This window comes from uncultured Ramlibacter sp. (assembly GCF_936925435.1).
GTDB lineage: Bacteria > Pseudomonadota > Gammaproteobacteria > Burkholderiales > Burkholderiaceae_C > Ramlibacter.
Window position 1 is genome coordinate 166063 of record NZ_CAKZHQ010000048.1, and the last position, 13401, is coordinate 179463.

General features: G+C 66.6%; 12 protein-coding genes. 11 read left to right on the forward strand and 1 reads right to left on the reverse strand.

The window, feature by feature from the left end:
* The first annotated feature begins 45 nt into the window (after positions 1 to 45).
* From dapF to xerC, 3 genes are read left to right on the forward strand one after another with little or no spacing between them, the layout of a single operon-like run.
* Positions 46 to 927 carry a diaminopimelate epimerase gene (dapF, locus tag Q0632_RS19435; protein WP_298933276.1) on the forward strand — a complete coding sequence of 294 codons (882 nt, stop codon included), beginning with the start codon at positions 46 to 48 and terminating at the stop codon, positions 925 to 927.
* 2 nt (positions 928 to 929) lie between these two features.
* Positions 930 to 1634 carry a DUF484 family protein gene (locus Q0632_RS19440; RefSeq protein WP_298933279.1) on the forward strand — a complete coding sequence of 235 codons (705 nt, stop codon included), beginning with the start codon at positions 930 to 932 and terminating at the stop codon, positions 1632 to 1634.
* A gap of 2 nt (positions 1635 to 1636) precedes the next feature.
* A complete protein-coding gene (gene xerC / locus Q0632_RS19445; RefSeq protein WP_298933281.1) occupies positions 1637 to 2566 on the forward strand; it encodes a tyrosine recombinase XerC in 930 nt (309 codons plus the stop codon).
* 97 nt (positions 2567 to 2663) lie between these two features.
* Here the strand turns inward: xerC and Q0632_RS19450 are convergent, their stop codons facing one another.
* Positions 2664 to 4373, reverse strand: a complete 1710-nt coding sequence (locus tag Q0632_RS19450) for a 7TM diverse intracellular signaling domain-containing protein (RefSeq protein WP_298933283.1) — start codon at positions 4371 to 4373, stop codon at positions 2664 to 2666.
* Positions 4374 to 4424: 51 nt separating this feature from the next.
* On the opposite strand from Q0632_RS19450, the gene Q0632_RS19455 reads away from it, so the two are divergent.
* The 8 genes from Q0632_RS19455 to Q0632_RS19490 form a co-directional block, all read left to right on the forward strand.
* Positions 4425 to 5609: a class I SAM-dependent methyltransferase gene (locus Q0632_RS19455; RefSeq protein ID WP_298933284.1), complete on the forward strand. Its 1185-nt coding sequence runs from the start codon at positions 4425 to 4427 to the stop codon at positions 5607 to 5609.
* Positions 5610 to 5667: 58 nt separating this feature from the next.
* Positions 5668 to 6720, forward strand: coding sequence for a GTP-binding protein (locus tag Q0632_RS19460; protein WP_298933286.1), 1053 nt, complete (start codon positions 5668 to 5670; stop codon positions 6718 to 6720).
* A 221-nt stretch (positions 6721 to 6941) separates the two neighbouring features.
* Entirely contained in the window at positions 6942 to 7955 is a 1014-nt protein-coding gene (dksA, locus tag Q0632_RS19465) for an RNA polymerase-binding protein DksA (RefSeq protein WP_298933289.1), read from the forward strand.
* A gap of 41 nt (positions 7956 to 7996) precedes the next feature.
* Entirely contained in the window at positions 7997 to 9850 is a 1854-nt protein-coding gene (locus Q0632_RS19470) for an STAS domain-containing protein (RefSeq protein ID WP_298933292.1), read from the forward strand.
* A 342-nt stretch (positions 9851 to 10192) separates the two neighbouring features.
* On the forward strand, positions 10193 to 10621 hold the full coding sequence (gene mraZ, locus Q0632_RS19475; RefSeq protein WP_298933294.1) for a division/cell wall cluster transcriptional repressor MraZ: 429 nt from the start codon (positions 10193 to 10195) through the stop codon (positions 10619 to 10621).
* A gap of 12 nt (positions 10622 to 10633) precedes the next feature.
* The gene (gene rsmH / locus Q0632_RS19480) at positions 10634 to 11545 is read left to right on the forward strand and encodes a 16S rRNA (cytosine(1402)-N(4))-methyltransferase RsmH (protein WP_298933296.1); all 912 of its coding nucleotides are present in this window, start codon (positions 10634 to 10636) and stop codon (positions 11543 to 11545) included.
* A gap of 139 nt (positions 11546 to 11684) precedes the next feature.
* On the forward strand, positions 11685 to 12011 hold the full coding sequence (gene ftsL, locus Q0632_RS19485) for a cell division protein FtsL (RefSeq protein ID WP_298933297.1): 327 nt from the start codon (positions 11685 to 11687) through the stop codon (positions 12009 to 12011).
* A partial coding sequence (locus tag Q0632_RS19490; protein WP_298933299.1) for a penicillin-binding protein 2 occupies positions 12008 to 13401 on the forward strand: 1394 nt, incomplete at its 3' end. The genes ftsL and Q0632_RS19490, both read left to right, overlap by 4 nt.

Here is a 13401-nt window from a genome sequence, read left to right on the forward strand (position 1 = left end):
TTATCAGTGGACCCGCCGCACAGGCACGGGGGCGATAATCGCGCGATGCGAGTGCAGTTCACCAAGATGCAGGGCGCGGGCAACGACTTCGTGGTGCTCGACGAGACACGCGGCCGGCTGGGCCTGTCGGCCCGCCAGTACCAGTTCCTGGCCGACCGCCACTTCGGCGTCGGCGCCGACCAGATCCTGACCGTGCGGCCGGCGCCGGAAGCGGGCATCGATTTCGAGTACGTGATCCACAACGCCGACGGCGGCGAGGTCGAGCAGTGCGGCAACGGCGCGCGCTGCTTTGCCCGCTACGTGCGCGACAAGGGCCTGACCAGTCTGGACAGCGTCCGGGTCAAGACCGTGTCGGGCGTGATCCAGCCGCGCCTGCAGATCGACGGCCGCGTCACGGTGGACATGGGTCCGCCGGTGTTCGCCCTGCCGTCCATTCCATTCGACGCCGCCGGCCTGTCGCCGCAAGCCGACGGCGCCTGGGAGAAATGGCATCTGGCCCTCGACACGCATGCGGATTCCGCTATTATTTCTGTAGCAGTCCTGTCCATGGGCAACCCGCACGCGGTGCAGGAAGTGGCGGACGTGGAGGCGGCGCCGGTGGCGCTGCAGGGCCCGAGGATCGAGCACCATCCGCGCTTTCCCAACCGGGTCAATGCTGGCTTCCTGCAGGTCCTGGACCGCGGCAATGTGAAGCTTCGCGTCTGGGAGCGCGGCGCCGGCGAGACCCTGGCCTGCGGCACGGGCGCCTGCGCCGCGGTGGTTGCCGGCATCCGCCTTGGACGGCTCGATAGCAGGGTGGACGTGGCCACGCGTGGCGGCGTCCTGACCATCGAATGGGCTGGGCAGCAGGGCGGCCAGTGGGCGCCGGTGTTCATGACCGGGCCCGCGGTGACCGTGTTCGAAGGCGAGATCGACATACCGGATTGACCATGCAAAACGACAACATGAACCCCATCACCGAAGACGACATCGCCAACTACCTGGCCAACACGCCCGACTTCTTCGAGCGCCACGCCCAGCTGCTGGCCGCGGTGCAACTGACCAGTCCGCACGGCAATCGCGCCGTCAGCCTGCAGGAGCGCCAGGCCGAGATGCTGCGCGAGAAGATCAAGGTGCTGGAGCACCGTGTGATGGACATGGTGCGCCACGGCAACGAGAACGTCCTCATTGCCGACCGCCTGCAGCGCTGGGCCCGCAGCCTGCTGCTGGTGCGCTCGGGCAAGGCCCTGCCGGCCACCATCGCCACCGAGATCCGCAGCCAGTTCATGGTGCCGCAGGTGGCCATCAAGGTCTGGGACGTGGACGGCCGCTACGGCGGCGAGGTCTTCTGCGAGGGCGTCAGCGAGGATGCCAAGTCCTTCGCCTCGTCCCTGAACCAGCCCTACTGCGGCGTCAATTCCGGCTTCGAGGCCGTCAACTGGCTGGACGACACGGCCATGGCCATGTCGCTGGCCCTGATCCCGCTGCGCGACGGTCCGCCGGCTGCCGAGGGGGCGGCACCGGCGCCGGCTTTCGGCATGCTGGTGCTGGCCTCGCCCGACCCGCAGCGCTTCCAGGCCGGCATGGGCACGGACTTCCTCGAGCGCATCGCCGAACTGGCCAGCGCGGCCCTGTCCCGGCTGCGCCACGACTGAGCATGGGCGCGGATGCTGTCCTCGTAGAACGCTACCTGGAGCATGTGCGCGTCGAAAAGCGGCTGGCGCAGCGGACGGTGGAGCTCTACGCCCTCGATCTGCAAAGACTCTCCGACAACGCCGTCCAGGCCGGCGTCGGCCTGCTTGCGGTACAGAACACCCACATCCGGCGCTGGGTGGCGCAGATGCACGGCGCAGGCCGCAGCGGCCGCGGCATCGCGCTGATCCTCTCGGGCTGGCGCGGCTTCTATGTGTGGCTGGGCCGCCAGGGCCTGGTGACCAGCAACCCGGTGCTGGACGTGCGCGCGCCCAAGTCGCCCAAGCCCCTGCCCAAGGCGCTGGGCGTGGACGACGCGGTCCAACTGGCTTCGTACCAGGACGGCGAGGCTGATCCCTGGCTGGAGGCGCGCGACGCCGCGATGGTCGAACTGCTTTATGGCTGCGGCCTGCGCGTGGGCGAGCTGGTGGGCCTGGACGCGGTGGCCAGCACGGCCGCGCGCGGCTGGATCGACCTGCAGGCCGGCGAGGCCCATGTGCTGGGCAAGGGCAGCAAACGGCGCAGCGTGCCGGTGGGCAGCAAGGCGCTGCAGGCCCTGCAACACTGGCTGGACGTGCGCGGGGAGGTGGCCACCGCTTTGGCGCAGCCAGCGCTGTTCACCGGCCGCCACGGCACGCGGCTGACGGCCCAGGCCATCTGGCAGCGGCTGCGCCAGCGCAGCCTGCGCGCCGGCCTGGCGACGCCGGTCCATCCCCACATGCTGCGCCACTCCTTTGCCAGCCATGTGCTGCAGTCCAGCAGCGACCTGCGCGCGGTGCAGGAACTGCTGGGCCACGCCAGCATCAGCACCACCCAGGTCTACACCCGGCTGGACTTCCAGCACCTGGCCAAGGCCTACGACGCCGCCCATCCGCGCGCACATCGAAAAAGCTGATTCACCGCGGCTTGAGCGCCGACGGGCCGCCCCTAGGCGCGAAGGCCCCCTCGGGGGGCAGCGAGCCACACGCAGTGGGCGAGCGTGGGGGCCACATTCATTTCAATGTGAAGACGGCGCGGCGACTGTCGGACGGCACGCTGGCCAGCAAGGTCTCGAGCCGCTCGACCACCGACTGTGGGTCGCTGCCGTCCAGCGGCACCAGGGTCTGGGCCACCCGCACCTGGGCCACCCACTCCAGCGGCTTGCCCTTGAACGGCATCAGGCAGCGCGCCACCACGCGCGGACCGGCTGAGGCCGCATCCTCAGGCGTCAGCGGGCCTTCCACCAGCATGCCAAAGCGCGTGTCCGAGAGTCGGGCCACGCTGTCGATCTCGCGCGCCGCCGACAGCAGGCGGCCGGCCACGCGCAGCGGCATCTCCTCGGCCGAGCGCCGGTCGAAATCGCGCCGGATCTGGCCGATGTTGACGATGTCGACCAGCAGCACCGCGCTCTGGTGGCGCAGCCGCTGCGAGCGCGCGATCATGCGTCCCAGGCGTTCGCCGAAGACCTGGGCGTTGATCAGGCCGGTGGCCGGGTCGAGCCGGTCCAGGCCCTGGATGCGGCGGTTGTTCTCGCGCCGGGCCTGGCTGCGCAGCATGAGGATGACCAGGATCAGCGGCAGTTCGATCGCAATGCCCACCTGCATGCCGTGCTGGGTCCAGAAGCTGACCGGGATCAGGCCCCAGGTGCGCGCCAGCGGAAAGACCGCGCCCACCACCACCGGCGTGAAAGCCGCCAGCAACCACAGCGCGTAGCGGTCGCCGCGCCGCGCCGCCCACAGCAGCGTGACTATGCCCGCCAGCGCGCCGCTCGCCGCATAGGGCACCTGCAGGCGGTAGCGCAGGGCCGGTTCGACCAGGCAGATCGCCACGGCCACGGGCAGGCCCAGCAGCGAGAGAGTGGCCATGGCGCGGTGCAGGCGGGGCGAGCGCTCCGGCATGGACACGACCGCCGACAGGAACCAGACGAAGCTGGCCGTGGTCAGCACCGGCAGCACCAGCGACGAGACATCGTTCCAGCGTGGCAGGCCGGGCCACAGATGCAAACCGGCGATGCCGGTCATCGAGGCCTGGGTCAGCGCCATGGTGGTGACCGCCAATGCGTAGTGGCCGTAGGCGTTGTCGCGCAGCGAGACGGCACTGAGCAGGGCCAGCACCGCCGCCAGCCCGGCCAGACCGAAATAGATGCCCAGGATCAGCGAGGTGCGCTGCTCGCGCCGGCTGAAGTAGCTCTCGCTGACGAAGCTCAGCGGCGCGCTGAAGCTGTGCGGGTTTTCCACCCGCAGCAGGTAGCTGCGGGGATTCTCGGCGGAGACCGCGATCGGCAGCAGAGGGTGGCGGTGCGGCACCGGCCAGCCGGCCACCGGCAGCGAGTCGCCGGCCGACTGGTGGACCCAGTTGCCCAGGGGGTCGGGCGTGTACAGGGAGACCAGGTTGACCGAGGGATACGGGATCTCCAGGTACCAGCGCTCGTTGTCGGGCGCCGGCGGCACCGTGAAGCGGATCCACAGTGCCTTGCCTGTGGTCAGCGGGTAGATCGCGTCGGCGCGGGTCGGTGCCCAGCGGATGGCCGGATCGGCCGCCACCGTGGCGGCGCTGGCACGGCCGCTCTCGTCGGTCCAGGCATCGCCCCAGTCCAGCAATGCCACAGGCTGGAGCTCCGGGTCCAGGTCGAGCACGGTGCGCGCCACGGCCGGCGCCGCCAGCACGGCGGCCAGCATCAAAACCATCGCCCACAGCAACCGTCTCCCGCCTCTGAACCCCATCTTGGAATACTCCTGAACTCGCCCCATTGTCTCCGCACCGACAATAGGCCCATGAAAATGATCCGACTCAAGGAGGGCAAGGAGCGCTCCCTGCTGCGCCGCCATCCCTGGATTTTCGAATCCGCCATTGCCAGGGGGGGCGCCGATGCGGGCGAAACCGTGCGGGTGGAATCCCATGGCGGCCAGTTCCTGGCCTGGGCCGCTTTCAGCCCGGCCTCGAAAATCCGCGCCCGGGCCTGGAGCTTCGACGAAACCCAGCGCATTGACGCTGCGTTTTTGATAGCAAGATGCGAAGCATCGGTGCGGGCCAGGGCGCGATTTGACATCCAGAGTGACGGCATGCGCCTGGTCCACGGCGAATCCGACGGCCTGCCGGGCCTGATCGTCGACCGCTACGGCGACACCCTGGTGGCGCAGTTCCTGTCGGCCGGCGCCGAGCGCTGGAAGGCGGTGCTGGCCGACGCGCTGCTGCAGGCCACGGGGCTGGAGCGCCTGTACGAACGCTCGGACACCAATGCCCGTTCGCTCGAAGGCCTGCCCTCGGCCGCTGGCTGGCTGCGCGGTGAGGGCCCGACCGAACACAGCATTCAAGAGCACGGCTGGCGCCTGGGCCTGGACATCGCTACTGGCCACAAGACCGGCTTCTACCTGGACCAGCGCGACAGCCGCAAGAAGTTCGCCGACAGCGTGCGCCGGCTGGGCTCACAGCGTGTGCTCAATTGCTATTGCTACACCGGCGGCTTCACCGTCGCAGCGCTGGCCGGCGGGGCCGGCCACGTCACCTCCATCGACTCCTCGGCCCCGGCGCTGGAGCGGGCCCGCGCCAACCTGGCGCTCAACGGCTTTGACGCCGGGCGCGCGCAGTTCCTGGACGCCGATGTCAACGCCTCGCTGCGCCGCTTCATCGAGGAGGGCCGGACTTTTGACGCCATCGTGCTGGACCCGCCCAAGCTGGCGCCCACCGCAGCGCACGCCGAGCGCGCCGCCCGCGCCTACAAGGACATCAACCGGCTGGGCCTGAAGCTGCTGGCGCCCGGCGGCGTGCTGTTCACCTATTCCTGTTCGGGCGGCATCAGCGCCGACCTGTTCCACAAGATCGTCGCCTCGGCGGGGGCGGATGCGGGGGTCGATGGCTACATCACCGAAAGGCTGGGCGGAGCGCCCGACCATCCGATGACGCTGGAGTTTCCCGAGGGGGAATACCTCAAGGGGCTGGTGGTGATGCGCAAGGCTTAGACCACCCCGCCGGCAAACCCCGTAAACTGCGCCCCTTCCCGACGTTTGGTACCTTTCCATGGCCCTCATTCCCGCCACCATCCTCACCGGCTTCCTTGGCTCCGGCAAGACCACCCTGCTCAAGCGCGTGCTGGGCGAGGCGCACGGCATGAAGATCGCCGTCATCGAGAACGAGTTCGGCGAGGAAAACATCGACAGCGACATCCTGGTCACCGAGACCAAGGAACAGATCATCCAGATGAGCAATGGCTGCATCTGCTGCACCATCCGCGAAGACCTGCGTGGCGCCCTGCAGCTGCTGGCGGCCAAGAAGCGCAAGGGCCTGATCGACTTCGACCGGGTGGTGATCGAGACCACCGGCCTGGCCGACCCCGGCCCGGTGGCCCAGACCTTCTTCATGGACGAGGAAATCGCCGAGAGCTACCTGCTGGACTCCATCCTGACCCTGGTGGACGCCAAGCACGCGCCCCAGCAGCTCAATGACCGCCAGGAAGCGCGCATGCAGGTGGGCTTTGCCGACCAGATCTTCATCAGCAAGACCGACCTGGTGGCCAAGGAAGAGACCGAGGCCCTGATGCACCGCCTCAAGCACATGAACCCGCGCGCGCCCCAGAAGGCGGTGCACTTCGGCGAGGTCAGCCTGGACCAGGTGTTCGACCTGCGCGGCTTCAACCTCAACGCCAAGCTCGACATCGACCCGGACTTCCTGAAGGAAGAGGGCCACGACCATGGCCATGACCATGAACACGGTGAGAACTGCGACCACCCCTCGCACGCCCATGAAGGCGGCCACGGCCACCACCATCACCACGACGACGACGTCAAGAGCTTTGTCTTCAAGTCCGAGCGGCCCTTCGATCCGGCCAAGCTGGAGGACTTCCTGGGCGCCATCGTCAACATCTACGGCCCGCGCATGCTGCGCTACAAGGGTGTGCTGCACATGCAGGGCACCGAGCGCAAGGTCATCTTCCAGGGCGTGCACCAGCTCATGGGCAGCGACCTGGGCCCGGCCTGGGCCGAGGGCGAGGCGCGCGGCAACAAGATGGTCTTCATCGGCATCGACTTGCCGCGTGACATTTTCCTGCAGGGCCTGGAGCAGTGCCTGGTGTGAAGGGCTGGCGGGCGTCACCGATTGTCACGATTGCGCAACAGATGGCCTCTGCGCTGCGTGCTGCTCCACAGGGGGCGCCGGCAAGGCCTCACAATCGGCGCTCGCCGCCGGACAATCAGGGTATAACACCCCCCAATGAAGGCGATTCAACACCATAACGAGCCAGAGCAACAGGCGCTGGGCCAGAGCCTGCCAGCGCTGACGCCGCGAGGAGATAGGACTTGAAGCCCCAAACCAAGGCTGCGGCCAAAGCCAAAAAACCGGCGGTGAAAGCCAAGCCGGCGGCCAAGTCCGCTCCCAAAGCCGCCAAGAGCGCCGCCAAGGCGCCGGCCAAGAAAACGCCTGCCAAACCGGTGAAAACCACGAAGCCGGCCGCCAAGAAGGCGGTTGTCGCCAAGAAACCCGTTCCCAAAACCCCGGCCAAAGCGGCCAAAACCGCCCCGAAAGAAACCAAAAAAGTGACCACCACGGCACCCAAGAAGGCCCCGGTCACCGCGGCGAAGTCCCCCGTGGCCAAGGCGCCGGCTCCCGCAGCCGCCAAGGCAAGCACCCTTTCCCCCGCTGCAGCAGCGGCCGCCAACGCCGTCCGGGCGATGCCGCCCCGACCGGATGCGGCCACCGTCTCTGCCAGTCCGGCCCGGGCCATCAAGCCCTCGGCCCGGCTGGCCCAGATCACGGTGCCGTCCATGGCCCAGTCGGTCGCCTCGACCGCTGCCAAAGCAAGCTATACCCAAACAATGTCTCCCTCCGTCCTCACTCCTCCCCCCCTCGTCGCTGTCAAGAAAGACGCCAAGCTGGCCAACAACTGGAAGACCAAGACGCCCGACCAGATGTCGGATGCCGAAGTCATGGCCATGCCCGACACCGAGTACATGAACGACAAGCAGATGGCGTTCTTCAAGCTCAAGCTGGTGCAGCTCAAGCAGGACATCCTCAACAGCGCTGGTGAGACCACCGAGCACCTGCGCGAGGACACCGTCATCGTGCCGGACCCGGCCGACCGCGCCACCATCGAGGAAGAGCACGCGCTGGAACTGCGCACGCGTGACCGCGAGCGCAAGCTGCTCAAGAAGATCGAGCAGTCGATCCAGCGCATCGATGCCGGCGACTACGGCTACTGCGACGAGACCGGCGAGCCTATCGGCGTGGGCCGCCTGCTGGCCCGTCCCACAGCCACGCTGTCGCTGGAGGCGCAGCAGCGCCGCGAACTCAAGCAGAAGATGTTCGGAGACTGACAGGCCCGCCTGTTTTCCCCGAAGCTTCCAGTACACCCGCCATGCCGCCGAAGGACGACAACCACGGCCTGCTGTCGAAGGTCGTGAAGTTCGTCCGCAACCCGACGACGAACTGGGCCGATCTCGACCAGCAGGAAAGCGACCGCGAGAGCACCTACTCCAAGCAGATGCTCAAGGAGATGATCGAGCGCAAGCGCCGCAACGATTTCGTGCGCAAGCGCGAGTTCGATATGCTGCGCAAGATGCGCCGCTCCGAGGTGATGGCCGGCACCGACCCGGCGGCGCGGCCCTCATTCTTCCAGAGCTCGATGCCGTCCAAGCCGGACGACCGCGCCACCACGCTCAAGAAGATCGACGAGATCGAGGCGCAGATGTCCATGCAGTGGTGGAAGACCAAGCATGGCGACTCCTCGATGCTGCGCGGCGCCGGCAGCAGCACCAATTTCCCGATGTCCTCGCACATGCCGCCCGACGCGGCGGGCGGGCCCAGCGGTTCGAGCGCCTACACCAAGACCGCGCCGCAGCCGCTGGCAGGCATCGTGGGCAGGGAGACCGAACCGGCCGACCTGGCGCCGATGATGTCGGACTTCAACCAGTCGCAACCGGCGTTGCCGCCCATGGCGTTCACGCCGCCAGCCGCTCCCGCCGCGGCCCGGCCGGTGGCGCCGGCCCGGCCGCCGGCCGCCGCTGCCAAATCCGCTGCGCCGTCGGGTGCGCGGGGCACCGAGTCGGTCGCCAGCAACACCGGGTTCTCCGCCTCCAAGGTGTTTGCCATCGACGTCGATGAGTTTGCCCACGATCCGGAGCTGGAAGAGGCGTCGATCCGCTTTGCCAACGGCGACGATGCCGGCGCCGAGGCCGGCCTGCTGGAGGTGTTGGGGCCCAAGGGCTCGCGCATCAGCCACGACGAGACCTGGCTGACCCTGTTCGACCTGTACCGCGCCACCGGCCAGCAGGACCGCTTCGAGACCGCCGCGATCGAATTCGCCGGCCGCTTCGCCCGGTCCGCGCCCCAGTATGTCTCCCTGCCCGAGGCTGTGGGCCGCATGCATGCGCCCACCAGTACTGCGGCGCCGGCCGCCGGCACGCCGATGGCCGACTGGACCAGCCCGGCGACCCTGGGCACCCAGACCCTGGCGGCCATGAACGCCGCCCTGGCCAAGGCCACCGCGCCCTGGCGCCTGTCCTGGGCCAAGCTCAATGCCATCGACGAGCCGGCCCTGGAGGGCCTGGCGCGCGCCTTCACGCAATGGGCCTCGCAGCCCCTGCAACTGCGTTTCATCGGCGGCGACAACCTGGAGCGTGTGCTCAAGAACGCCACGCCCTCGGGCGACAAGGCCGTCAACCCGGCTTGGTGGAAGCTGCGCATGGAAGTGCTGCGCGTGACGCACCGGCCCGACGAGTTCGAACTGGTTGCGCTCGATTACTGCGTCACGTACGAAGTCTCCCCACCGTCCTGGGACAGCGCGCGTTGCGACTACAAGCCCCTGCAGGCCGACGGTACCTACCAGGCCGGCCACACGCTGATCGGCGACGCCTTCCGCGACTCGATGTCCTCAGGCCTGACGACGGGTTACAGCGACACGCTGATGCCGCCGAACTCGCAGATGTCCAACATCGCCACGGTGGAACTGGCCGGGCAGATCCTGGGTGATGCCACCGAGGCGCTGCAGACGCTGGACGACAAGATGGCCGGCGCTGACGTGATGGTGATCACCTGCGCGCGCTTGATCCGCATCGATTTCTCGGCCGCCGGCAGTCTGCTCAACTGGGTGACGGCCCGCCAGGCCGAGGGCCGCCAGGTCCAATTCGCCGAGGTGCACCGCCTGGTGGCGGCCTTCTTCAACGTCATCGGCATCAGTGAGCATTCGCGGGTGCTGGCGCGCACGGATTAACAGGCCCACCCCGGAGCGGCCTGCGGCCGCTGTTCCTGAGGATGGCGTCGCCTGAGGGTCTGGAGCCGGGACGAGGACCTGTCCCGATACATTCCCTAACACCGTCGGATTCCTTCAGGAATCACTTTCACAGCACTTCCTAAGTGCTTCATTTAGAACGACTTTCCCCTGTCTGGTGCATGCGAAGACAGCGCTAAGTCATTGATTTCATTGCAATTTTCAACATCGCGCTCCTTGCCTTGCAGAGTTTTCCTGCTACAGTGCAAAAAAGTGCAATTAAGTGGTGAATCGTGCCTTCGCACCCCGCTCATTGCCTTTCCACCCTAGTAGGGGCTCACACCGGTGTTTCAAGGCGCTTCGTCACTCAGTTTGGATGGCAAGGGTCGGCTTTCCGTGCCGACCCGGCACCGTGACGTCCTGAGCGCCACCGCCGCCAACCAGCTGACCATCACCAAGCATCCGCATGGCTGCCTGATGATTTTCCCGCGCCCGGAGTGGGAAAAGTTTCGCGACCGCATCGCCGCGTTACCCATGTCGGCCCAGTGGTGGAAGAGAATCTTCCTGGGCAATGCGATGGACGTGGAGCTCGACGGCACGGGCCGCGTCCTGGTCTCGCCCGAGCTGCGCTCGGCCGCCGGCATCGAGAAGGACACCATGCTGCTGGGCATGGGCAACCACTTCGAGCTGTGGGACAAGGCGACCTACGAAGCCAGGGAAGCGGAGGCGATGCGGGGAGAAATGCCCGACGTCTTCAAGGATTTCTCTTTTTAGCGGGCGGACGGGGTGGACACCGCATGGCAACACACCACCGTCCTGTTGAACGAAGCAGTCAATGCTCTGGTCACCGGGACGGATGGACATTACGTCGACGCCACCTTTGGCCGGGGTGGGCACTCGCGCCTGATCCTGTCGAAGCTGGGTCCCCAGGGCAGTCTGACGGCCTTCGACAAGGACCTCGAAGCCATTGCAGAAGCCTCGCGCATCCAGGATGCGCGTTTTTCCATCCGCCACGAGGGCTTCCGCCACCTGGGCGAGTTGCCCGCGCGCAGCGCCACCGGCGTGCTGATGGACCTGGGCATCTCTTCCCCGCAGATCGACAACCCGGCGCGCGGCTTCTCGTTCCGGGGCGACGGTCCGCTGGACATGCGCATGGACACCACGCGGGGCGAGAGCGTGGCCGACTGGCTGGCAACGGCCGAACAACAACAGATCGCGGAGGTGATTCGTGACTATGGCGAAGAACGGTTTGCTGTTCAGATTGCAAAGGCGCTTGTGGCTCGCCGACAAGAACGGGGCCCTCTTTCAACCACCTCCGAGCTGGCCGACCTCGTGGCTGGCACGGTCAAAACCCGCGAGCCGGGCCAGAACCCTGCAACGCGCACATTTCAGGCTTTTCGGATTTTCATCAACGCCGAGCTTGAAGAGTTGCAAGCGGCGTTAGTGGCCAGCCTGGATGTCTTGCAGCCTGGAGGGCGACTGGTGGTGATCAGTTTCCATTCTTTGGAAGACCGTATCGTCAAGCAGTTCATCGCGCAGCATGCGCGCGAGGTGTATGACCGTCGTGCGCCTTTTGCACCGCCCAAGGCCATGAAGCTGCAGGCCCTGGAGCGCGTTAAACCCAGTGACGCCGAAGTCAGCGCCAACCCGCGCGCGCGCAGCGCCATCATGCGTGTGGCGCAAAGGACTGCGGCATGAGGGCGAAGGCCATGCTGTTCCCTGCTGCAGGTGGTTGCACCGTTGGCTTGTTCCTGGGTGAAACGCGGCCCCCTGCTCCTGCAGGGTGTCGGGCGGGTCTGTGCCATGCGCAGTGGGCAACTGTGGGAGGGGCATGCCCATGACCCGGCTCAACGTGGTGCTGCTGTTGGCGGTGATTGCCAGTGCGCTGTACCTGGTCAAGGTGCAGTACGAGTCGCGCCGACTGTACATGGAGATTGATCGCGCCAAACTGGAGGCGCGCAAGATCGAGACGGAGCGCGAGCAGCTGCAGATCGACAAACGCGCCCAGGCCACGCCGTTGCGTGTGGACAAGCTCGCGCGGGAGCAGTTGCATATGCGGGTGACCACCCCCGCCATCACGCACTACGTGACCTATACCGCACCTGTGGAGGAGGCGGGTGCCGAAGCGCTGCGTCGTCCTCCTGCCAAGGGGCGTCTGCCATGAGCCGCAGCATCCTCTACACCTCCAGTCCGCTATTGGCCAGCCGCACGCCCGTGTGGCGCAGCAAGTTCATTGTGGCGGCGTTGGCCCTGGGGTTTGGGGGACTGGCCGCGCGAGCCGCCTATGTGCAGGTGGTCGGCAATGACTTCTTCCAGCGCCAGGGGGCGGTGCGTTTTGCGCGCACCTTGGAGTTGCCTGCCAACCGGGGGCGCATCCTGGATCGCAATGGGCTGTTGTTGGCCTCCAATGTGGTGGCACCCAGCATCTGGGCCATCCCTGAGGATGTGGAGCGCGAGGATGCCGAGGTCAAGACCAAACTGCGCCGCTTGGCACAGTTGCTGGATGTGCCGTTGTCCGAGCTGAACAAAAAACTCGAAGACGAGGACAAGACGTTTGTCTGGCTCAAGCGGCAGGTGGATGAATCGGTGGCGCAGCAGATCAGCGCATTGAACCTCAAGGGCATCTACCAACGCAAGGAGTACAAACGCAAGTACCCCGAGGGGGAAGCTGCGGCCCATGTGGTGGGTTTTGCCAATGTGGAAAACCATGGCCAGGAGGGCGTGGAGCTGGCCTTTGACAAGCAACTCGCAGGCCGTCCCGGGTCGCGCCGAGTCATCAAGGACCGCCTGGGGCGTGTGGAGGAGGATGAGGGCGAGCAGGAGCCCCCAGTCGACGGCAAGGACATTCAGTTGTCCGTGGACAGCAAGGTGCAGTTCTTTGCCTACCAGAAGCTCAAGTCGGCGGTGCTGGAGAACAAGGCCAAGGCCGGCAGTGTGGTGGTGCTCGATGCCATCACGGGGGAGGTGCTGGCGCTGGCCAATTACCCCAGTTATGTGCCGGATCGGCGGCAGAACCTGACCGGTGCGCAACTGCGCAACATCGCCTTGACCGACGTGTTCGAGCCTGGCTCGACCATGAAACCTTTCACCGTGGGGTTGGCGCTGGAGACCGGTCGGGTCAAACCCAGCACCCCGATCCAGACCGCGCCGGGCAAGATCCAGATCACGGGCTCGACCATCTCCGACGCCCATCCGCATGGTGTGCTGACGGTGGAGGAGGTGATCCAAAAATCGAGCAATGTGGGCACCGTCAAGCTCGCGATGCAGATGCAGCCGCGAGAGATGTGGGAGATTTTTTCCGCCGCAGGGTTTGGTCAAAAGCCGCAGCTGAGTTTTCCGGGGGTGGCCTCGGGTCGCCTGCGTCCCTACAAATCGTGGCGTCCCGTGGAGCAGGCGACCATGTCTTACGGTTATGGCTTGTCGGCTTCTTTGTTCCAGATGGCGCGTTCCTACACCGTGTTCGCCCATGAGGGGCAGATCATCCCGGCCACGATCCTCAAGAGTGACGAGCCCGTCGTCGGGGTGCAGGTGTTGTCTGCGCAGACGGCTGCGCA